The 24,151-nt window shown below is 76.3% G+C and carries 6 protein-coding genes; all 6 read left to right on the forward strand.

Translation table 11 applies throughout. From position 1 onward, the window contains the following. The first annotated feature begins 421 nt into the window (after positions 1 to 421). Genes ACLQ2W_RS16800 through ACLQ2W_RS16825 form a run of 6 tightly spaced genes read left to right on the forward strand, consistent with a single transcriptional unit; the run spans position 422 to position 24,149 of the window. Positions 422 to 12,400 carry an amino acid adenylation domain-containing protein gene (locus tag ACLQ2W_RS16800; RefSeq protein WP_425787229.1) on the forward strand — a complete coding sequence of 3,993 codons (11,979 nt, stop codon included), beginning with the start codon at positions 422 to 424 and terminating at the stop codon, positions 12,398 to 12,400. Next, complete coding sequence (locus ACLQ2W_RS16805) at positions 12,397 to 15,633, forward strand: amino acid adenylation domain-containing protein (protein WP_425787230.1); 3,237 nt, start codon at positions 12,397 to 12,399, stop codon at positions 15,631 to 15,633. Before ACLQ2W_RS16800 ends, ACLQ2W_RS16805 begins: the two co-directional genes overlap by 4 nt. A gap of 53 nt (positions 15,634 to 15,686) precedes the next feature. Beyond that, positions 15,687 to 16,682 carry a TauD/TfdA family dioxygenase gene (locus ACLQ2W_RS16810; protein WP_425787432.1) on the forward strand — a complete coding sequence of 332 codons (996 nt, stop codon included), beginning with the start codon at positions 15,687 to 15,689 and terminating at the stop codon, positions 16,680 to 16,682. Beyond that, a complete protein-coding gene (locus ACLQ2W_RS16815) occupies positions 16,679 to 17,701 on the forward strand; it encodes a TauD/TfdA family dioxygenase (protein ID WP_425787231.1) in 1,023 nt (340 codons plus the stop codon). Before ACLQ2W_RS16810 ends, ACLQ2W_RS16815 begins: the two co-directional genes overlap by 4 nt. Further along, complete coding sequence (locus tag ACLQ2W_RS16820) at positions 17,698 to 22,980, forward strand: amino acid adenylation domain-containing protein (protein WP_425787232.1); 5,283 nt, start codon at positions 17,698 to 17,700, stop codon at positions 22,978 to 22,980. The genes ACLQ2W_RS16815 and ACLQ2W_RS16820 overlap by 4 nt, the downstream gene beginning before the upstream one ends. After that, positions 22,977 to 24,149, forward strand: coding sequence for a trans-sulfuration enzyme family protein (locus ACLQ2W_RS16825; protein ID WP_425787233.1), 1,173 nt, complete (start codon positions 22,977 to 22,979; stop codon positions 24,147 to 24,149). Before ACLQ2W_RS16820 ends, ACLQ2W_RS16825 begins: the two co-directional genes overlap by 4 nt. The last annotated feature ends 2 nt before the right edge of the window (positions 24,150 to 24,151 follow it).

Here is a 24,151-nt window from a genome sequence, read left to right on the forward strand (position 1 = left end):
AAGATCACGCTGTCAACGCGGCCGCGAACAGCCGAGATGACCAGTTGGCACGACCCGGCCGTGGCCCGTGTCCCGCATCCGGCATATCCCTCCACAGTGGTGTCGAGGTGGCGGAAGCTCCCGATGACCGATACGAGCGACATCACCCCGGAGACCGGCCCCGAGTGCGCGCCCAGCCGGCGCAATCACATTTCTTACCGCCCTTCAGGAACTGGCCGAACGTGCAGCGCTCGACACCGAAAGAATCGACCGGCGGCACGATTCGGGGATCGGCGGACGAAGATCGCCGGTGACATGATGAGCCCGGTTCCCCATCGAGGAATCCTGATCTTCCATCATCCCGGCCGGACGGTCCGGCGCGGCGACCGCCCGCGTCCGGATGCGGTCCACTCGACGGCCGGCAGCGACGAAGGCGGAGGCGATGACCGACGTCCTGCGGCCCCGGCGAACGGTTCCCGCCCCACCGGCGAGAGACAGCTCCGACCGTCCCGCGCCGGCGACCGCCGCGCAGCGCCAGATGTGGCAGTTGGACCGCCTCGACCCGGACTCGGCCGGCTACCTGGTGCCGCTGGCCTACCGGCTGCACGGCCCGCTCGACGTGGCGGCGCTGTCCGTGACGCTCGACGACCTGGTGGCCCGCCACGCCGCGCTGCGGACCACGCTCGCGCCCGAGCCGCCCCGCGCCGCCTCCGGCGCCGGAGTCCCGGAGCCGGGCGGCGACGGCACGGACACCCGGCTCGTCCAGGTGGTCCACGAACCGCGCCCGGGACTGCTGCGCGTGCACGACCTCAGCGGACTGCCGAGCTGGCAACGGGACCGGGAGGTGGACGCCCGACTGCGCGCGGCCGCCCGGGACCCGCTCGACCTGGCCCGCGGGCCGGTCCTCCGGGCCGATCTGGTGCGCTGCGCGCCGGAGGAGCACGTGCTCCTGCTGACGTTCCACCACGTCGCCGTCGACGAGTGGTCGCTGGGCCTGCTGCACGAGGAGTGGGAACGGCTCTACGCGGCCCACCGGGCCGGGCGACCGGCCGCGCTCGACCCGGTCGAGGGCGACTGCCGCGACCACGCCCGCCGGCAGCGGGAGTGGCTCGCCGGCGCGGAGGCGTCCGCCCAGCTCGACTACTGGCGGGAGCAGCTCGCGGGCGCGCCCGCCGCGCTGGACCTGCCCACCCGGGGCCCCCGGCCGGCGGTTCCGTCCAGGGCCGGCGCCACGCTGTCGGTGCCGCTGGACGTGCCCACCGAGGACCTGGCCGCGTACTGCCGGCAGGCGCGGGTGTCGCCGTACATGGTGCTGCTGGCGGTGCTGCACGTGCTGCTGGCCCGGTGGACCGGCGCGCGGGACGTCGTGGTCGGCACACCGGTGTCCGGCCGCCGCGGCCCGGAGACGCGGCAGCTCGTCGGCCTGCTGCTCAACACCGTCGCGATCCGGGCCCGACTGGACGACGACCCGTCCTTCGGCACGCTGCTGGAGCGGGTGCGCGTCGCCGTCCTCGACGCGCTGAGCCGGGAGGAACTGCCCTTCTCGACGGTGCTGGAGACGCTGCGCCCGGCCCGCCGGGCCGGCTTCAGCCCGCTGTTCCAGGTGATGTTCGTGTACGGCCGGGAGACCGCCCCGCCCTGCCTGGAGGGTCTCCAGGTGAGCACCGTCGAGGTGCCGGTCGGGACCGCCAAGTTCGACCTCACGGTGGCCGTCCGGGAGGACGACAGGGGTCTGCGGACCGTGCTGGAGTACCGCACCGACCTGTTCGACGCCGACCTGATGACCCGCCTCGCCGGCCACTTCCGGACGCTGCTGGTGGCGCTGCTGACCGACCCGGACACGCCGGTCGGCTCGGCCGCGATGCTGACCCCCGCCGAGCACCGGCGGCTGGTCGGCGAGTGGAACCGGACCGCCACGCCGGCCGAGCCGGACGAGCTGGTGCACGCGTTGATCGAGGAGCAGTCCCGGCGTACCCCCGACGGGGTGGCGGTGACCGACGGCGACGCCGCGCTGAGCTACCGGGAGCTGCACGCGCGGGCCGAGGCGCTGGCGGAGACGCTGCGCGCGCGGGGCGTCGGCGTCGGTGGCCTGGTCGGCGTGCTGCTGCCCCGCGCGGTCGAATTCACCGTGGCGGTGCTGGCGGTGCTCCGGGCCGGCGCGGCCTACGTGCCGATGGACCCGGCGAACCCGCCCGCCCGGCTGCGGCACCTGATGGACGACACCGCCGCGTCGGTGGTGCTCACCTGCGCCGAACTGGCGCACCTGGTGCCCGGCGACGTGGCACTGCTGGTGCCGGGGCCGGACGCGCCGATGCCCGGGGCCGGCGCGGAGCGCGTCGGCGGTGGACCCCGGCGTCGGCCGCGTCGCCGGCCCGCGCCGACCGGGGACGACCTGGCGTACGTCATCCACACGTCCGGCTCGACCGGCCGGCCGAAGGGCGTGATGGTCACCCACCGGGGGGTGGCCAACTACGTGCGCTGGGCCGCCCAGGCGTACCGGCTGCGCCCCGGCGACGTGGTCCCGCTGCACTCCTCGGTCGGGTTCGACCTGACCGTGACCAGCCTGCTGGTGCCGCTGGCCGCCGGCGCCACGGTCCGGATGATCGGCGAGCACCTCGGCCCGGCCGCGCTGGGCGAGGCGCTGCGCGACACCAGCACGCCGTTCGGCCTGGTCAAGATCACACCTGCCCAGCTCGAACTGGTCACCCACCAGCTCCGCCCGGACGAGCTGGCCGGTCGCACCCGGTGCTTCGTCATCGGCGGCGAGAACCTGCGGGCCGACCAGGTCGCGCCGTGGCGGACCCACGCGCCAGGGACCGCGCTGGTCAACGAGTACGGGCCGACCGAGACGGTGGTCGGCTGCGCCGCGTACGAGGTGGCGCCGGACACGCCGACCGACGGCTCGGTGCCGATCGGCCGGCCGATCGCGAACACCGCGCTGTACGTGCTCGACGGCTGGGGCAACCCGGCGCCGGTGGGCGTGGTCGGCGAGCTGTACGTCGGCGGGGCCGGGGTGGCCCGCGGCTACCTGGGCCAGCCCGACCGCACCACCGGGCGGTTCCTGCCCGATCCGTTCTCCGGGGTGCCCGGCGCGCGCCTCTACCGCACCGGCGACCTGGCCCGCCGCCGCCCGGACGGCGTCCTGGAATACCTGGGCCGCACCGACCGGCAGGTCAAGGTGCGCGGCTACCGGGTGGAGTGCGGCGAGATCGAGGCCGCGGTCCGGCGACACCGGCCGGCCGCCGACGTCACCGTCCACCTGCGCCACGACGACCCGACCGACCCGCGGCTGGTCGCGTACCTGGCCGGCGACGCCGGAGACCCGGCGGAGCTGCGCGCCGCGCTCGCCGCCGAACTGCCGTCCTGGCTGGTGCCGGCCGCGTTCGTACGGCTGGACGCGCTGCCGCTGACCGGCAACGGCAAGGTGGACGCCGACGCGCTGCCCGCGCCGGCCGACACCCCGGCCACCCGTCGCCCTGTCGGACCGGCCACGCCGGCCGGTCCCGCCGCCCCGGGCAGCGCCGGCAGTGCCGCCCCGGACGACCGCCGGATCGGCACGAGCACCGCGACGGCGGGGACGCCCGACCGGTGGGATGCCGACCGGGTACGCCTGGAGCGGCTGGTCGCCGACGTGTGGCGCGAGGTGCTGGGCGTCGAGCAGGTCGGGACCCGGGACAGCTTCTTCGACCTGGGCGGCCACTCGATGCGGCTGCTGGCCGTGCTGGACCGGCTGCGTGCCCGGCTCGGTGACGTGCTGACCGCCACCGACCTGTTCCGCCACCCCACCGTGGAGTCGCTGGCCGCGTACCTGGTCACGGTCACCACGACCGGCGTGACGCCGCAGGCCCCGCCGGTGCGCGCGGCGACCGCGTCCGCCGCCCCGGCGGACGGGCCGATCGCGGTGGTGGGCATGGCCGGCCGGTTCCCGGGCGCCCGGACCGTCGAGGAGTTCTGGGCGAACATCCGCGACGGGGTGGAGTCGGTCCAGGAGTTCACCGTCGAGGAGATGCTCGCCGACGGCGCGGACCCGGCCCGGATCGACGACCCGGCGTACGTCCGGACCGGCACCTTCCTGCCCGGCGTCGACGAGTTCGACGCGGCGTTCTTCGGCTTCACCCCGCGGGAGGCGGAGACGCTGGACCCGCAGCACCGGCTGCTGCTGGAGTGCGCCTGGCACGCGCTGGAGCACGCCGGCCACGACCCGTCCCGCCACCCGGGGCGGGTCGGCCTGTTCGCCGGCTCCGGCCGCAGCTCCTACCTGCTCGACCACCTCAGCGGCCACCCGGAGCTGACCGGCGGGCTCAGCGAGCACCAGCTCTCGCTCGGCAACGACAAGGACTTCCTACTCAGCCGCGTCGCGTACCAGCTCGACCTGACCGGGCCGGCGGTCACCGTGGCCACCGCCTGCTCCACGTCGCTGGTGGCCGTGCACCTGGGCCGGCAGAGCCTGCTGGCCGGCGAGTCCGACGTGGTGCTGGCCGGCGGCGTGAGTGTCTTCCCGGCCCAGCGGCGCGGCTACCTCTGGCACGACGGCGGCATCTACTCCCCCGACGGGCACTGCCGCCCGTTCAGCGCCGACGCGCGCGGCAGCATCGAGTCCAGCGGCGTGGGCGTCGTCGTGCTGAAGCGACTGGCCGACGCCGTCGCCGCCGGCGACACGGTCTACGCGGTGATCCGCGGCTCGGCGATCAACAACGACGGGGCCCGCCGCACCGGCTACACCGCGCCGGGCGTCGCCGGCCAGGTCGAGGTGATCAGCCGCGCGCTGGCCACGGCCGGCGTGCACCCCCGCTCGGTGGGCTACGTGGAGGCGCACGGCACCGGCACCAGCCTGGGCGACCCGATCGAGGTGGCCGCGCTGACCGAGGCGTTCCGGCGCGGCACCGACGAGCGCGGCTTCTGCGCGCTCGGCTCGGTGAAGGCCAACATCGGGCACACCGACGCGGCGGCCGGCGTGGCCGGTCTGATCAAGACCGTGCTGGCGCTCTGGACGCGGACGCTGCCGCCGGCCGTGAACCTGGACCGGCCGCACCCGGCGATCGACGTCGGGACCGGCCCGTTCCGCTTCGAGCCTGCCGCCCGGCCATGGGTCGCCGAGGGTCCGCGCCGGGCCGGGGTCAGCTCGTTCGGCATGGGTGGCACGAACGCGCACGTGGTGCTGGAGGAACCGCCGGCGCCGCCCGGCCCGGCGGCCCCGCCCGCGCCGGGGCCGCGCCTGCTGACGCTGTCCGCGCGCACCCCGGCCGCGCTGGAGACCGCCACCCGACAGCTCCGCGACCACCTCGACGCCCATCCCGGGGTGCGGCTCGCGGACGTCGCGGCGACGCTGGGCCGCCGGGCGGCGCTGACCCACCGCCGGTACGTGGTGGCGGCGGACCGGGCCGACGCGGTGTCCGCCCTGGACACGCCGGCCCGCCGGTTCACCGGAGCCCGCCCGGAGGGCCGGCGGACGCTGGTGTTCGCGTTCCCCGGGCACGGCGCCCAGCACGTGGCGATGGGCGCGGGGCTCTACCGGGCCGAGCCGACCTACCGGGCCGAGGTGGACGCGTGCGCCGAACTGCTCGGCGACGACCTCGGCCGGGACCTGCGCGCCGTGCTCGACCCGCCGCCCGGCGGGCACCCGGCGGCGGAGGAGCTGCTGGCCCGCCCGGAGCTGGTGCAGCCCGCGCTGTTCGTCACCGAGTACGCGCTGGCCCGCACGCTGCTGGCCCGGGGCGTCACCCCGGACCTGATGGTCGGGCACAGCCTCGGCGAGTACGTGGCCGCCTGCCTGGCCGGCGTCTTCCCGCTCGCCGACGCGCTGCGCCTGGTGCGGATACGCGGCGAACTGGTGGCGCGTACGCCGGCCGGGGCGATGCTCGCGGTGGGCCGGCCCGAGGCCACGGTGACCGGGCTGCTCGACGAGGGACTCTCGCTGGCCGCGGTGAACGCCCCGGAGCTGTGCGTGGTCTCCGGCGACCCGGCGGCGGTCGGGCGGCTGCGCGAGCGGCTGACCTCGGCGGGCGTGGACTGCCGCCCGCTGCGGGTGACACGTGGCTACCACTCGGCGCTGCTCGACCCGGTGCTTGACGAGTTCGCCGCGCACGCCGCCCGGGTCGCGTACGCCGAACCGCAGCGCCCCTACCTCAGCAACCTGACCGGCGGGCCGGTCACCCCCGGGCTGGTCACCGATCCGGCGTACTGGGTGCGGCACCTGCGCGAGCCGGTCCGGTTCGCCGAATCGGCCGCGTTCCTCGCCGAGCAGGACGCGGTAGTGGTCGAGGTGGGCCCCGGGCACGCGCTCGGTGGCCTCGCCCGGCTGGCCGGACTGCCGCCGACCCGGGCGGTCGCGGCGATGCGGCATCCCCGCGCCGAGTCCGACGACGTGGCGACGCTGCTCGACGCGGTGGGGCGGCTCTGGCTGGCCGGCGTGCCGGTCGACCCGGACCGCTTCCACGGCACCGGCACCCGGCGGGTCCCGCTGCCCGGCTACCCGTTCGAGCGGCACCGCTACTGGATCGCCCCCGCCTCCCGCACCCCCACCGACGCCGGAGCCTGTTTCACGGAAAGAGTGGCTATTCCGGGCGCCATGGCCACTCTTTCCGTGAATCAGCGCGCGGAGGAGATGGGCAACCGGCCGGCGTTGAGCACCTCGTATGTCGCGCCGGAGGGGGCGGGGCAGGAGGCGGTGGCGGCGGTGTGGGGGGAGCTGCTCGGCATCGCGCCGATCGGCGCGTTCGACGACTTCTTCGAGTTGGGCGGGCACTCGCTGCTCGCCACCCAGGTGGTGGTGCGGCTGCGCGCCCGCCTCGGCGTGGCGGTGCCGCTGGAGACCGTCTTCGCCCGGCCGACCGTCGCGGCGCTCGCGGCGGCACTGCCGGCGACCGTGGCCGCCGTGCCGACGACGCCGCCCGTGGCGGTCCCGGTCGACGCCGCGACCGCCGCCGCCGACGAGCCGACCGCTGTCGCGCCGGCGACGCCGCCTGTGGCGGGCCCACCCGACCCGAGCGTCGCGTCCGACGCCGGAGGGCGGATTCCCCGGGCCGAGCCGGACGCCGGCCCGGCGCCGCTCTCCTCCGGCCAACACCGGCTGTGGTTCCTGGACCAGGCGTACGCGCAGAACGTCTACACGGTCGGCACCACGCTGCTGCTCGACGGCGTGCTCGACCTGGACGCGCTGCGGACCGCGCTGGCCGGGCTGGTGCGCCGGCACGAGGCGTTGCGGACCGTGTTCCCGCTCGGGCCGGACGGCGACCCGGTGCAGCGGGTGCTCCCGGCCGGGCCGGTGGACCTGCCGGTCTGGACCGCGCCGACCGACCCGGACCCGGCGGCGCCGGTGAGCATCGTCGAGCCCGCGGTGGCCGCCGCGGTGCCCGGCTGGGTGCACGCCGCTCTCGCCGCCGACGTGCGGCGACCGTTCGACCTGGCCACCGGGCCGCTGTTCCGGGCCGTGCTGCTGCGCGTCGCCGACGACCGGCACGTGCTGTCGCTGACCATGCACCACGCCGTCTCCGACGGCTGGTCGCTCGGCGTGGTGGCCCACGAGGTGGCCACCCGCTACGCCGCCGCCCGCGCCGGCGACGGCGACCCGCTGCCCGAACTGGCCGTCCAGTACGGCGACTACGCGCGCTGGCAGCGCGGCCGACTGGCCGATCCGGACCACCCGGACCTGCGGTACTGGCGGCAGCAACTCGCCGGCGCGGCCACCGTCCTGGACCTGCCCACCGACCGGCCGCGTCCGCCGGTGCAGACGTTCGACGGCGCGGTCCGCACGCTGGTGCTTCCCCCGTCGACCGCCGACGCGCTGCGCCGGTTCAGCCAGCGGCACGGCGTCACGCTGGCGATGACGTTGCTGGCCGCGTGGCAGACGCTGCTCTGGCGCTGGACCGGCCAGCGCGACGTCTGCGTCGGCACGCCGGTGGCCGGCCGGGTCCGGGCCGAGCTGGAGCCGATGGTCGGCTTCTTCGTCAACATGCTGCCGATGCGGACCGTGCTGGACGGCGACTGGACGTTCGCCGAGCTGCTCGGGCAGGTCCGCGGCACCGCGCTGGGCGCGTACGACCACCAGGAGGTGCCGTTCGAGCGGCTGGTGGACCTGGTCGACGCGCCCCGCGACCTGAGCCGCAACCCGCTGTTCCAGGTGATGTTCAACCTGCTCAACGTGCCGGAGCAGCGGGACGTGGCGGCGGCCGGGCTGCGGATGACGCCGTTCGCGGTCGAGCCGGGCATCGCCCAGCAGGACCTGGCGCTGTACGCGTACGAGGTGGCCGAGGGGCTGCGGTTCCGGCTGGAGTACAACACCGCGCTGTTCGACCCGACGACCGCCGACCGGATGGTCGGGCACCTGGAGACACTGCTCGCCGCCGCGGTCGCCGACCCGGGCACCCGGCTGGCAGCGCTGCCGCTGCTCACCGCCGCCGAGCGCGACCGGTTCGCCGAGTGGAACGACACCGCCGCGCCGGCCGGCTGGGACACGCCGCCCGGCCGGGTGCCGACGCTGGTCGACCTGTTCGCGCACCAGGTGGCGGCCGGCCCCGACCGGCCGGCCGTGACGTTCGGCGGGACCACGCTCGACTACGCCACGCTGGACGCCCGCGCCAACCGGCTCGCGCACCGGCTGCGCCGGGCCGGGGTCGGTCCGGACGTGCCGGTCGCGGTCTGCCTGCCCCGCTCGGCCGAGCTGCCGGTGGCGCTGCTCGGCGTGCTCAAGGCCGGCGGCGCGTACGTGCCGGTGGATCCGGAGTACCCGGTGGAGCGACAGCGGTACGTGTTGACGCACAGCGGCGCCACGGTGCTGGTCACCGAGCCGGCCCTGGCCGACCGGCTCGACTTCGCCGGCACGGTGGTGACCGGCGTGGACCCGACCGGGGAGCCGGACACCGCCGTCCCGTCGTCGGCCGGGCCGGACCACCTGGCGTACCTGATCTACACGTCCGGCTCGACCGGCCGGCCCAAGGGCGTCCGGGTGAGCCACCGCGCGGTGGTCAACACGCTGGCCACCATGCGCGAGCGGCCCGGCCTGACCCGCGACGGCACCATGCTGGCGATGGCGAGCTTCGCGTTCGACATGTCCGTGCCGGAGCTGTTCCTGCCGCTGGTGGTCGGCGCGCGGATGCTGCTGGTGGACCGCGACGTCGCGTACGACGCGCCCCGGCTGGCGGCGCTGCTCGCCGTCGAACGCGTCACGCTGGCCCAGGGCACGCCGACGACCTGGCGGCTGCTGATCGAGTCGGGCTGGACCGGCACGCCGGGGCTGACCGCGGTCTGCGGCGGCGAGGCGGTGCCCGCGCCGCTGGCCCGGCAGTTGGCCGAGCGGGTGGACGCGCTGTGGAACCTGTACGGCCCGACCGAGGCCGCGGTCTGGGCCACCATGGACCGGATCACCCCGGACGGGTCCCGGCCCACCATCGGCCGCCCGATCGCCAACATGCGGGTCCACGTGCTCGACGCCGGACTGGATCCGGTCCCGGTCGGCGTGCCGGGTGAGATCTTCCTCGGCGGGCCGGGGCTGGCCCGGGACTACCACGCCGATCCGGCGCTGACCGCCGCGCGGTTCGTGCCGGACCCGGCCGGCGGCGGGCGGCTGTACCGCACCGGGGACCTGGGCCGCCGGTTGGCCGACGGCCGGATCGAGTTCCTCGGCCGGGGCGACTCGCAGGTGAAGGTGCGCGGGTTCCGGATCGAGCTGGGCGAGATCGAGGCGGTGCTGCGCCGGCACGACGCGGTCCGCGACGCCGCCGTGGTGGTCCGCGAGGACGCCGGCGAGAAGGCCGTGGTGGCGTACCTGACGCTCACCGACGGGCCGGAGCCGGACGCCGGGCGGGACGTGACCGCCGACTTCGCCGCCGACCCGGCGCCGTGGCGGGCGTACGCGCGCACCTGGCTGCCGGACTACATGGTGCCGTCGGCGTTCGTGCCGCTGGACCGGATGCCGCTCAACGCCAACGGCAAGGTCGACCGGGCGGCGCTGCCCGCGCCCCGCCGTGACCGTGCCGCGGCCGGCGCCGGTGAGCCGGACACGCCGCTGCGCGCGGCGCTGGCGCGGCGCTGGGCCGAGGTGCTCGGCTACGACCGGGTCGGCATCGACGACGACTTCTTCGACCTGGGCGGCGACTCGTTCCGGGCGATCAAGGCGCTGGCCGGCAGCGACCCGGCGATCAGCGTGCTCGACCTGTTCCGGCACCCGACCATCCGGGCGCTGACCGAGCACCTGACCGCCACCGGCGGTTCGGCCGGGAAGCTGCTGCACGAGCTGACCCCGGCCCGGCCGGGCACCCCGACCACGCTGACGCTGCTCTGCGTGCCGTTCGGCGGCGGCTCCGCGATCACGTTCCAGCCGCTGGCGGACGCCCTGCCGGCCGGCGTGTCGCTGTACGCGCTGGAACGCCCCGGCCACGACCTGAACCGCCCGGACGAGCCGATGCTCGACCTGGACGAGCTGGTGGACCGGTGCGTGGCCGAGGCGGTCGAGCAGATCACCGGCCCGGTGGCGGTGTACGGGCACTGCGTCGGCGGCGCGGAGGCGGTGGAGCTGGCCCGCCGGCTGGAGGCGGCCGGCGTCGAGGTGACCGGCGTGGTGATCGGCGCGCACTTCCCCGCGCCCCGGCTGCCCGGCCGGGTGTTCGGCTGGCTGCGCCGGTGGTTCCCGGTGGAGCGCTGGGCGTCGAAGCGGCGGACGCTGGAGTCGCTGCGCGCGATGGGCTTCTTCACCGAGGTCTTCGACGAGTCCGAGAAGGACTTCGTGATGCGCGTGGTGCTGGCGGACTCGGCCCGGGGCGAGGACTACTACACCGACGTCTACGCCACCGGGCTGCCCCGGAAGCTGTCCGCGCCGCTGGTCTGCGTGGTGGGCAGCGGCGACCGGGCCACCGAGCTGTACCAGGAGCGCTACCTGGAGTGGGAGTTCTTCGCCGACCGGGTGTCGCTGGCGGTGATCGACGGGGCCGGGCACTACTTCGCCAAGCACCAACCGGCCGATCTGGCCGCGATCATCCTGGCGCACTGCGCCCCCGCGCCGGACCGGGCCGCCGCCGCGCCCGCGGAAGCCGACCGGCCCACCGGCGTACCCGTCGAGGCGCGGCGGACGGCGACGCCCAGCCTGGCGGTGTTCTACCTGGTCGCGATCGGCCAGCTCGTCTCGCTGATCGGCAGCGGGCTGACCGCGTTCGGCATGGGGCTCTGGGTCTACCAGCGCACCGGATCGGTCTCGCTGTTCGCCACCGCCACCGTGCTGGCGCTGCTGCCGGCCGTGGTGCTCTCCCCGATCGCCGGCACGCTCGCCGACCGCTGGGACCGCCGACGGATCATGGTGCTCGCCGACTGCCTGGCCGCCACCGGCACGGTGAGCCTGGCGCTGCTGCTCTGGCTCGGCCAGCTCCACCTCTGGCACATCCTCACCGCGATCACCGTCACCGCCGTGGCCACCGCGTTCCAGCAACCCGCCTACCAGGCGGCGGTCACCCAGCTCGTGCCGAAGCGTTACTACGGCCGGGCCAACGGCATCGTCGCGCTCGGCACCGCCACCAGCACCGTGCTGGCCCCGCTGGTCGGCGGCGCGCTGGTGCTCGCCGTCGGGCTGCGCGGCGTCGTGGTGATCGACCTGGTCACGTTCGCGGTGGCGGTGACCGTCACGCTGTCGGTCCGCTTCCCGGACACGCTCTTCGTACGCCGGGAGGAGCCGTTCCGGCGCGAGGTGCTGGGCGGTTGGCGGTTCATCGTCCGCCGGCACGGGCTGGTCGCCCTGGTCGTGCTGGTGGCGTCCCTGAACTACTTCTTCGCCATGGTGGAGGTGCTGGTCACGCCGCTCACGCTCTCCTTCGGCGACCCGGCGGTGCTGGGCCGGGTGCTGGCCGCCAGCGGCGTCGGCATGGTGGTCGGGTCGGTGCTGATGGGCGTCTGGGGCGGCACCGCCCGGCGGACCACCGGCATCCTGGCCAGCGTCGTGCTGCTCGGCGTCTCGCTGCTCACCGTCGGGCTGCGGCCGGACCCGCTGTTCCCGACGCTCGGCCTGTTCGGCATGGGCCTGGCCACCGCGCTGGTGAACACGCACTGGCTGGCGATCGTGCAGGCCAAGGTGGGCCTGGAGTTGCAGGGCCGGGTGCTCGCCATGGCACAGATGCTGTCCTGGCTGATGGTGCCGGCCGGGTTCCTCAGCGCCGGGCCGCTCGCCGAACACGTGCTCGCCCCGCTGGCCCGGCCGGACGGTCCGTTCGCCGGGCTGGTCGGCACCGGGCCGGGCCGGGGCATGGCGCTGGCCGCGATCCTGGCCGGGCTCTGCGCGTTGGCGCTGGCCGCCGCCGGCATCGCGTACCGCCGGATCCGGCGGCTGGAGGACGAACTGCCGGACAACGACCCGGGCAGCGTGGTGCTCGCCGACAAGGACCGCATCCAGGAGGAGGCGGACCGCCGGCTCGCGGCGGCGATCGGGGGTGGTGCCCGGTGAGCGCGCCCGCCCGGCCCACCGGCCCGACCCGGCGCGCCGCCGCCCGGCGTAAGGGCAGCGGTCCGGCCCCGGTGGACTGCCTGCACCGGATGGTCGCCGCGCAGGCCGCCCGCACCCCGGACGCGGAGGCGGTCCGGCACGGCGACGCCACGCTCTCCTACCGCGACCTCGACGAGGCGGCGAACCGGCTGGCGCGGATGCTGCTCGCCGCCGGCGTCGAGCGCGCCGACCGGGTCGGCGTCTGCCTTCCGCGTACGCCGGAACTGGTGGTCGCGCTGCTCGCCGTGCTCAAGGCCGGCGCGGCGTACGTGCCGCTGGACCCGGCGTACCCGGCGGCCCGGGTGGCGTTCATGACCGCCGACTCGCGGGCCCGGCTGGTGCTGACCCGCACCGACCTCGCCGGCCGGTTCACCGGCCCGACCGTGCTGACCGACCGGCTCGACCCGGCGGCGGACGGCACCGACCCGGCGACCCCGGTGACGCCGGCCGACCTGGCGTACGTGATCTACACGTCCGGCTCCACCGGGCGGCCCAAGGGCGTGGCGATCGAGCACCGCTCGGCGTCGGTGCTGCTGCACTGGGTCCGGCAGACGTTCGACGACACCGAGCTGGGCGGCATGCTCGCCGCCACCTCGGTCTGCTTCGACCTGTCCGTGTTCGAGATCTTCGGGCCGCTGGCCTGGGGTGGGCGGGTGCTGCTTGTCGACGACGTGCTGGCGCTGGCCGCGCCCGGCGCGGACCGGCTGCCGGTGACGCTCGTCAACACCGTGCCGGCGGCGATGGGCGAGCTGCTCACCGCCGGGGCGCTGCCACCGGGTGTCCGCACGGTCTGCCTGGCCGGCGAGCCGCTCACCGCCGCGCTGACCGCCCGGGTGTGGGCCCGCCCGCACGTGCGCCGGCTGTGCAACCTGTACGGCCCGTCCGAGGACACCACGTACTCGACCTGGGCCGAGGTGCCGCGCGACGACGGCGACCCGCCGATCGGCCGGCCGCTGCCGGGCACCCGGGCGTACGTGCTCGATCCGGACGGCCGACCGGTGCCGCCCGGCGAGACCGGCGAGTTGTACCTGGCCGGCGCCGGGTTGGCCCGCGGCTACCTGGACCGGCCGGCGGAGACGCGGGACCGGTTCCGGCCGGACCCGTTCCGTCCCGGCGAGCGGATGTACCGCACCGGCGACCGGGTCCGGCTGCGCCCGGACGGGCAACTGGCCTACCTGGGCCGGCTCGACGACCAGGTGAAGCTGCGCGGCTACCGGATCGAGCTGGGCGAGGTGGCCGCCCGGCTCGCCGCGCTGCCCGGCGTACGCGGGGCGACCGCCGCCGTCCGGCCCGGCCCGAGCGGGGACCCGCTGCTGGTCGGCTATCTGACCGGCGAGCGGCGCGACGACGTACGGGCCCGGCTGGCCGAGGTGCTGCCGGCGCCGCTGGTGCCGGCGGCCGTGGTCTGGCTGGACCGGCTGCCCACGCTGCCCAACGGCAAGGTGGACCGGTCCGCGCTGCCCGCGCCGACGTTCGGCTCCGCCGCCGACACCGGTGCGCTCGGCCCGACCGGTGCGCTCGGCCCGACCGGCGCGCTGGTCGCGGCGGTCTGGCGGGAACTGCTCGGCGTGCCGGTGACCGGCCCGGACGACGACTTCCTCGCACTCGGCGGCGACTCGCTGCTGGCGGTCCGCTGCGCCACCCGCCTGACCGCCGGCACCGGCCGCCGGGTCCACCCCGGCGACCTGTTCGCCCACCCGACCGTCGCCGCGCTGGCCGCGCACCTCGACGCGCCCTCCGATCCGGACGGCACGCCGGTGCACCCCGCGTGGCGTGGCCCGGCGGCCACCGACACGCCGACGGCCACCGGGCCGGTCGGTGACGGGGACGCGACCGGTGAGCCCGCGCCGCTCTCCGCGGCGCAGCGGCGGTTCTGGTTCCTGCACCGGCTCGACCCGGCCGACACGTCCTACCTGCTGGCGTTCGCGATCCGGTTCGCCGCGCCGCTGGATCCGGAGCGGCTGGGGCGGGCGCTGCACCGGGTGGTCGACCGGCATCCCGCGCTGCGCACCGTCCTGCCCGCCGGGCCGGACGGACCGGTGCAGGTGGTACGCCCCGACGCCCGGCCGGACCTCGTGGTCGCACCGGCCGACCCGGGCGAACCGCTCGACGCCAGGCTGGCCCGGCTGGCCGCCGAGGACACGCGTACCCCGATGGACCTGGCCACCGGGCCGCTGCTGCGCGCGTACCTGCTGCCCGACGGCGACGGTCGCGCGGAGGCGCTGCTGCTGGTCGTGCACCACGCGGTCGCCGACGACTGGTCCTTCGGGGTGCTGGTCCGGGACCTGGCGGTGGCCTACGACGACCCGGACGCGCCCACCGAGGCGGCGCCCGGCCCGGCCGTCCTCGCCGCCGCGCAGCGCGCCTGGCTGGCGGCACCGGCCGGTCGGCGCGCGACCGACGAGCTGCTGGCCGAGCTGCGCGGCGCCCCCACTCTGCTGGAGGTAAGGAAGGGCCCCCTCTTAACGCCTGCGGTAGAGCAGGGGGCCCCGGTTAACGCCCGCCCCTCGGCGGCGGCCCGGCCCGGGGCCGCGCTGCGGACCACCGTGGACCCGGCGACCGCCACGGCGGTGCGGGACCTCGCCCGCGCCCACCGGGCCAGCCTGCACATGGTCGGGCTGGCCGGGTTCGCGGCGCTGCTCGGCGCCGCCACCGGCCGGGACGACCTGCTGGTCGGCGTGGCTTTCGCCGGCCGCACCAGCGTCGCCGCCGAGCGCAGCGTCGGCTGCCACGTGAACACGCTGCCGCTGCGGCTGCGCCCGGCCCCGGACCGGACGTTCGCCGAACTGCTGGCCGAGGCACGGCGGGTCACGCTGTTCGCCGCCGCCCGCCAGGACGTCCCGTTCGACCTGCTGGTGGAGCGGCTCAACCCGGCCCGCCGACCGGGCCGCAACCCGCTCGTCCAGGTCGCGTTCGGGGTGCAGAACGCCCCGCCGGCCCGGCACCGCAGCGCCGTCGGCGGCGAGTTCACCGGCGTGGAGTTGACCCCCGACGCGGCCCGTCTCGACCTGACGCTCTGGCTGGACGACCGGCGGGACGCGCTGGACGCGCTCTGGACGTACCGCACCGACCTGCTTGACCACGACGGAGTGATGACGTGGCACCGCCGCCTCACCGCGCTGCTGCGTACCGCCGCCGCCGACCCCCGGCGCAGTCTGGCCGACTGCGCCGACACCGCTGGGAGTGAGAGATGACCGATCAGATCCGGGTCGCGCGGCCCGTCCCCCGCCGCGGCCGGGAACGGAACATGGTGGACGTACGGACCGACTGGCCGGACGGCCCGTTGCCGGCGCTGGTGCACGCCAACGTGCCCGACGTCGACCTGGCCGGCTGGCTGGCCGGGCACCGCGACGAGGTGGACGGGCTGGCCCGTCGCGCCGGCGCGGTGCTGTTCCGCGGCTTCGCGGTGGCCGGCGCGGACGACTTCCGCACCGTGATGGCGGCGCTCTCCGACGACGTGCTGGCGTACGGCGAACGGTCCTCGCCGCGCAGCCGGGTCACCGAGGGCGTCTACACCTCCACCGAGCACCCCGCCGACCAGCCGATCGTGCTGCACAACGAGCAGTCCTACACGGTGACCTGGCCGCTGCGCATCGTGTTCCACTGCGAGGTGGCCCCGGCCGCCGGTGGGCGTACGCCGCTGGCGGACAGCCGCCGGGTGCTGGCCCGGCTGCGCCCGGAGACGGTCGCGGAGTTCGAGGAGCGCGGCGTGCTCTACCGGCGCAACTACCTGCCCGGCATCAGCCTGCCCTGGCAGATCGCGTTCCAGACCGACTCCCGTGCCGAGGTCGAGGCGTACTGCGCGCGGGCGCTGATCGACGTGGAGTGGGTGGGCGACACGCAACTGCGCACCCGGCAGGTGCGACCGGCGGTCCGGCGGCACCCGGTCACCGGGGAACGCACCTGGTTCAACCACGCGTTGTTCTTCCACGTCACGTCGCTGCCGACGGACGTGAGCGCCGGGTTGCGGGCCGCGCTGGCCGAGGAGGACCTGCCCTACCAGACCGCGTACGGGGACGGCACGCCCATCCCGGACGGGGTGCTGGCCGAGCTGCGCGCCGCGTACGCGGCGGAGACCCGCTCGTTCGACTGGCGGGTCGGTGACGTGCTGCTGGTGGAGAACATGCTGGCCGCGCACGCGCGGGAGCCGTTCACCCCGCCCCGGCGGATCCTCACCGCGATGGCCGACCCGGTCGCCGCGCCCGAACTGATCGACGCGCGCACCGAGGACGGTGCGTCATGAGCGCCCCCGGTCCCCGCCGCCGCGCCGCCGGTGGCACCGTCACCGCGCCGGTGACCCGCCGCACCACGCTCGGCGCGGACGGCTTCGTGCTGCTGGTCGAGGCCGCCGTGCCGGACCTCGACCTGGCCGGCTGGCTCACCGGGCGACGGGCCGAGCTGCTGGCCGACCTGGACCGGCACGCCGCGGTGTTCTTCCGCGGCTTCGACGTGCGCAGCGCCGAAGACTTCGGCCGGGCCGCCCGGGCGGTGGGTCCGGAGCTGCTCGGCTACCTGGAGCGGGCCGCGCCCCGGCACGAGGTGGCCGACCGGGTGTTCACCTCCACCGAGTTCAACGCGGCCCAGTGGATCCCGCTGCACCACGAGATGTCGTACTCGCACAACTGGCCGACGCACCTGTTCTTCCACTGCGCGCAGCCGGCCACCGGGGACGGCGGCGCGACGCCGCTGGCCGCCGAACGGGTGATCACCCCGCTGATCCCGGCCGAGGTGCGGGAGCGGTTCGGCCGGGACGGCGTGCGCTACGTGCGCAACTACGGCCCGCACCTGGACCTGCCGTGGCAGGAGGCGTTCCAGACCACCGACCGGGCGGAGGTGGAGGCGTACTGCGTCGCGTCGGCCACGGAGTTCACCTGGCTGGGCGACGACGGGCTGCGGACCGTGGCGCGGCGGCAGGCGACGGCCACCCATCCGCGGACCGGGGAGACGGTGTGGTTCAACCACGCCCACCTGTTCCACGTGTCGAACATGCCGCCCGAGGTGGCCGACGCGCTGCTGCGCGAGTACGGCCCGGAGGGGCTGCCGCGCAACGCGTACCACGGCGACGGTGAGCCGATCCCCGACGAGGTGGTCACCGGCATCCGTGAGCTGTACCGGCAGCACGCCCTCTCCGTGCCGTGGCGGCGCGGCGACGTGCTGGTGGTGGACAACTTCCTGGCCACCCACGGCCGGGAACCCTTCACCGGCGACCGGCAGATCCTGGTCGCCATGTCCGACCTCTACGTCAACCGGAGTGTGTGGTGAACGGATACCGTCTGTCCCCGGTCCAGCGACTGGCCTGGTCCGGCAAGCAGGATCTGGTGCGGGCCCGGGTCCGGCTCGACCGGCCGCTCGACCGGGCCCGGTTGCAGGCCGCCGTCGACGAGGTGGTGGCCCGGCACGAGGCGCTGCGGCTGACGCTCGTGCACCACCCCGGGCTGCGGGTGCCGTTGCAGGACGTGGACGACGACCGGACCGTCCCGGTCGGCGCGCAGGGCGAGCTGTCGGTCACGCTCACCGACGACGCGTTGGAGCTGGCCGCCACCCCGCTGATCGCCGACCCGGCCAGCCTGCGCCTGCTGCTCACCGACCTGGCCCACGCGTACGCCGGCGACCTGCCGCCGGCCGACCCGGAGGCGTTGCAGTTCCTCGACGTCACCGAGTGGCAGGTCGAGGAGCGCGACCAGGCGCCCGCGCCCGCCCCGGGCGCACCGGCCGCACGGCTGGTCGAGCCGCACGGCGACGACCCGGGCGCGACGGTCACCACCGCGTTGCCGGCCGCCGAGCTGGCCGCGACGGCCCGCGCCGCGAACGGCGACGTCGGGACGCTGCTGCTCGCCGCGTGGGCGCTCGCGGTGGCCCGGCGGGCCGAGGCGCCGGACGGGGCCGAGGAGACGGATCTGGTGCTGGCCCGCTGGCACGACGGCCGGCAGGCCGAGGGCACCGGCGGCGTGGTCGGCCCGCTGGGCGGCTACGGGCCGCTGCGGCTGGCGTTGCCGCTGCCGACCGACCCGGCCGAACTGCTGACCACGGTACGCGCCGCCGAGGTCACCGCCGACGAGACGTTCCACCTGGTCGACCCGGTCGACGACAGCACCGGCGCGGTGGCCGGCTTCGCGGTCCAGCCGACCGTCGCGCCGGCCGGTGTCGCCGCGCTCGGCGGGACGGCGGTGGAGGTGCCGGTCCCGCCCCCGCCCGCCGGGCCGCGACTCACCGTGCTTCCCGGGGACGAGGACGTCACGCTGCGGGTGACCGGCGGGCAGTGGCTGCTCGACTCGCTGGTGGCGGTGCTGCGCAGCCTGCCGGCCGCGCTGGCCGGGGACGCTCCGCTGGCCGTTCTCGGCGCCGGGGAGGCCGGCTGGCTGGCCGGGGCCGGTGGCACGGCGGGGACCGCGCCGACGCGTACCCTCGTCGACCTGCTCGACGCCGGGCTGGCCGGGATGGCCGCCGACGCCCCGGCGGTGGTGGCCGCCGACGGCGCGTACCCGGCCGGGGAACTGGACGCGCGGGCCGCGCGGCTGGCCGCGGCGCTGGCGGCGCGCGGCCTGGCCGGCCGGCCGGTGGGCGTGCTGGCCGTCCGCTCCCGGGAGACCGTGGTGGCGTTCCTCGGCGTGCTGCGGGCCGGCGCGGTGTTCGTGCCGCTCGACCCGGACGCCCCGGCGCCGCGCCTGGCCGCGCAGCTCGCGGCGGTCGGCGCGGAGTGCGTGGTCGGCGACCGGGGCCCGGCGACCGTGTCGGTGGCCGAGCTGGTCGCGGGCGGCGGCCCGCCGCCCGCGACCGCGCCGACCCCGACCGATCCGGCGTACGTCATCTTCACCTCCGGCTCGACCGGCACGCCCCGGCCGGTCCGGGTGTCGCACGCCGCCGCCGCGCACCTGACCGGCGCGCTGGAGTCCACCGTGTACGCGGACCGCGCGCCGGGCCTGCGGGTGGCGGTCAACGCGCCGCTGACGTTCGACGCCTCGGTGAAGCAGCTCGTGCAGCTCGCCCACGGCCGGGCCCTGTTCCTGGTGCCGGACGACGTGCGCCGCGACGGCGCCGCGCTCGCCGCCACGCTGGCCGAGCAGCGGGTGGACGTGCTCGACCTGACCCCCGCCCAGCTCCGCATCCTGCTCGCCGGCGCGGGCGACATCCGGCTGCCCGGCCTGCTGCTGCTCGGCGGCGAGGCGGTGCCCGAGGACCTGTGGGTCGAGGTGGCGGCGCGGCCGGGCGTGCGCGCGGTCAACCTGTACGGCCCGACCGAGTGCACGGTGGACTCCACAGCGGCGGAGATCCGCGCCGGGGACCCGCCGACGATCGGCCGGCCGCTGCCCGGCGTCGCGGTGCGGGTGCTGGACGAGCGGCTGCGTCCGGTGCCGCCGGGGGTGGCCGGGGAGCTGTGCGTCGTCGGTCCGCAGCTCGCCGACGGCTACCTCGGTGACGCGGCGGCGACCGCCCGCCGGTTCGTGGAGCTGCCGCTGCCCGACGGCGGCGTCGAGCGGGTCTACCGCACCGGCGACCGGGTGCGCTTCGACGCCGACCGGCGGCTGCGCTACCTGGGCCGGCTCGACGACCAGGTGAAGATCCACGGTTTCCGGGTGGAGCCGGGCGAGGTGGCCGCCGTGCTGCGCGGCCATCCGGAGGTGGCCGACGCCGCGGTGGTCGCCCGCGACGACGACGGGTACGGCGATCGCCTGGTCGCCTACGTCCGGCCACGGGCCGGCGTCGCGCTCGACCTCGACCGGGTCGCCGGCATCAACCCGCACGAGACCCGCTACCTGTACGACGAGATCTTCGTGCAGCGGGTCTACCTGCGGGACGGGATCGTGCTGCGGCCCGGCGCGACGGTGCTCGACGTGGGCGCCAACATCGGCATGTTCTCGCTCTTCGTGCACCAGGTCTGCCCGGACGCGACGATCCACGCGTTCGAGCCGGTGCCGGCCGTGGCCGAGGTCCTGCGCCGCAACGTCGACGGGTTCGGCGTGCCGGCCACCGTGCACGCGTACGGGCTGTCGCGGGCGGCCGGCGAGGTCTCGTTCACCTACTACCCGGGCTACTCGATGATGTCCGGCCACGCCGCGTACGCCGACCCGGACGCCGAGGTCGGGGTGATCAAGCGGTACCTGGCCAACGAGCGGGACGCCGGTGCGGGTGAGCGGGACCTGCTGCTCGACCGCGCGGACGAGCTGCTCGCCGAGCGCTTCGCCGGCCGGGAGCTGACCGTGCCGGTCCGGCCGCTGTCGGCGGTGCTGGACGAGCTGGCGCCGGCCCGGATCGACCTGTTGAAGATCGACGTGCAGCGCGCCGAGGCGGACGTGCTGGCCGGCCTGGACGACCGGCACTGGCCGCTTGTCGCGCAGGTCGCCATGGAGGTGCACGACGCCCCGGGCACGGCGACCGCCGGCCGGCTGGCCGAGCTGGTGGCGCTGCTGGAGGCGCGGGGCTTCACCGTGGTCACCCGCCAGGACGACCTGCTGACCGGCACCGACCGGCACACGCTGCACGCGGTCCGCCCCGACTACGCCGCCGCGCCCGGTGAGGTGATTGGCGGGGGCCCCGCCACAGCAGAATCCGATAACGCGGGCCCCCGCCTAACACTTCGGGAGTGGCTCGCGGAGCGGCTTCCGGCGCACCTGGTGCCGGCCGCGGTGGTGGTCCTCGACGAGCTGCCGTTGACCCGCAACGGCAAGCTGGACCGGGCCGCGCTGCCCGCGCCCCGGCTGGACCGGCCGGCCGGCGACCCGGCGGAGACACCTGCCAACCGGGCCGAGGAGATCCTGGTCGAGGCGTGGCGCGAGGTGCTCGGGGTGGCGTCGTTCGGCGTCACGGACAGCTTCTTCGCGCTCGGCGGCGACTCCATCCGCAGCATCCAGATGCAGGTCGCGGCGCAGAAGCGCGGGCTGTCGTTCCAGCTCAACGACATCTTCACGCACCAGACGATCCGGGACCTCGTCGCGCACGGCCGGATCACGCTGGACGGAGTCGCGCCCGAGCCGGCCGCCCACGACGGCCGCTTCACGCTTGTCACCGCCGCCGACCGGGACCGGCTGCCGGACGGGCTGGCCGACGCGTACCCGATGACCGCGCTCCAGCTCGGCATGGTCTACCACGGTGAGCTGACCGGCGACCCGGCCGTCTATCACAACGTCACCGCGCACCGGGTCGCCGGGCCGCTGGACGTGGCGGCGCTGCGCCGGGCGCTGGCCGCGCTGGTGGATGCCCACCCGGTGCTGCGGACCGGCTTCGCGCTCGGCACGTACGCCGAGCCGTTGCAGCTCGTGCACGCGCGGGTGCCGGTGGAGCTGCCGGTGACGGACCTGACCGGGGTGGACGCGCCGGCCCGGCAGGCCCGGGTCGACGCGCTGGTCGCCGAGGAGCGCCGCCGCCCGTTCGACTGGGCCCGGCCGCCGTTGCTGCGGCTGCACGCGGTCCGCACCGGTGCCGACGGTTTCACGCTGCTGGTCGCCGAGCACCACAGCGTCCTGGACGGCTGGAGCCTGCACCTGTTCCTGACCGACCTGCTCGACGCGTACGACCGGGAGCGGGCCGGGGTGACCGCCGCCGCCGATCCGGGGCTGCCGTTCCGGGAGTACGTGGCCGCCGAGCGGGCAGCCCTGGCCGACGCGGCGACCCGACGGTTCTGGTTGGACGGCGCCGGCGCCGCGCCGCCGCTGCTGCTCGGCGGCGCGCAGCCGCGGACCACCACCACCCAGCGGGTGCCGCTGCGGGCCGGCGCCACCGAACGGGTCACCGAGGTCGCCCGGACGGCCGGGGTGCCGGTCAAGTCCTGGCTGTTCGCCGTGCACCTGCGCCTGATCGGCGAGCTGGCCGAACGGGACGACGTGGTCAGCGGCCTGGTGGTCGGCGGCCGGCCGGAGGGCGAGGGCAGCGCCGCCACGCTCGGACTGTTCCTCAACACGCTGCCGGTGCGCCTGGCGCTGGGCACCCGGTCGGTGGCCGAGCTGGCCGCCGAGGCGTGGCGGGCCGAACGGGACCTGATGGGGCACCACCGCTTCCCGCTCGCCGAGATCGTCCGGGCCGGCGGCGCGGGGCCGCGCTTCGACCACTTCTTCAACTGGACGCACTTCCCGCCGCGGCCGGTCGACGCCGGCAGTCGCGTCGTGGACAGCCGGGGCGTCACCGTGGACGTGGCGTTCAGTCTCGCCGTCGACGCCGAACTGGCCGACGGGCGGCTCGGGCTGATGGTGCAGTACGACCACCGGCACGTCCCGGCCGACCGGGTGGACGCGCTGGCCGACGGCTTCCGCCGGCTGCTGGCCGCCGACCCGGACGCGCCGCTGCCACCGGTGGCCGGGGGCACGCCGGCGCCCGGCGGCGACGCCCGGCAGGAGTGGGCCGACCGGGTGGCGGTGGCCTGGCAGGAGGTGCTCGGCACCGCGCCACGCGACCCGGCGACCGGCTTCCTGGCCGCCGGTGGCGACTCGCTGCGCGCGCTGCGGCTGGTCACGCTGCTGCGGCAGCGCCACGGCAGCGACCTCACGCTGCCGGAGTTCACCGCGCTGGGCAGCTACCGGGCGCTGGTGGAGCGGGTGGCGCGCGGATGAGCGGCTTCGGCACCGCCGCGGTGCACGGCGACGACGGCCTGGTTCCCGGCGGGGCGGTCGCGCCGCCGATCGTGCAGAGCGCCACGTTCAGCGCCGAGTCCGACGAGCGGTTCACCGAGATCGCCACCGAGACGCGGGGCAGCGCGTTCTACACCCGCTACGGCAACCCGAACCACGCGCAGGTGGCCGCCGTGGTGGCCGAGCTGGAGGGCGCGGAGACCGGGCTGGTCACCGCGTCCGGGATGGGCGCGATCAGCACTGTCGCGCTGGCCCTGCTCGCCGCCGGCGACCACGTGGTGGTGCAACGCAGCACGTACGGCGGCACCACCTCGCTGGCCACCGGGCTGCTGCCGCGCTTCGGCGTCGCGTACACCCAGGTGGACCAGACCGACGCGGACGCGTTCGTCCGGGCGCTGCGGCCGGAGACGCGGTTGGTGCTGGTGGAGACGCCGAGCAACCCGCTGTTGGAGCTGACCGACCTGGCCGCCGTGGTGGCGTCCGCGCACGCGGCCGGCGCGCTGGTGGTGGTGGACAACACGTTCGCCACGCCGGTCAACCAGCGCCCGCTGGCCGCCGGCGCGGACCTGGTCTGGCACAGCGCCACGAAGTTCCTCGGCGGGCACTCCGACGTGTCCGCCGGGGTGGTGGTCGGCGGCGCGGACCTGGTCGAGCGGGTGTGGCGGACGGCGATCGTCACCGGCGCCACGCTCGGCCCGGTCGACGCCTGGCTGCTGCTGCGCGGCCTGCGGACGCTGCCGCTGCGGGTGCAGCGGCACAACGCCAACGCGCTCGCGTTGGCCGAGGCGTTGGCGGGTCACCCGGCGGTGGCCCGGGTCCGCTACCCGGGGCTGCCCTCGCACCCGCAGCACGCGCTGGCCCGCCGGCAGATGACCGGTTTCGGCGGCGTGCTCGGCGTCGAGCTGGCCGCCGGCCGGGCCGGGGCGGCGGCGCTGCTGGCCGGGCTGCGGTTGGCGAAGCGGGCGGCCAGCCTCGGCAGCGTCAGCACGCTGGTGGTGCACCCGCGTTCGATGTGGGCCGGCATCGTGGACGCCGAGCAGCTCGCCGCCGCCGGGATCGCGGACGGTCTGGTACGCGTCTCCACCGGCATCGAGGACACCGCCGACCTGGTGGCCGACTTCCTGGCGGCGCTCGACGGGGCGCCGGCCTGACG

It is taken from the genome of Micromonospora sp. DT227, assembly GCF_049841835.1.
GTDB lineage: Bacteria > Actinomycetota > Actinomycetes > Mycobacteriales > Micromonosporaceae > Micromonospora.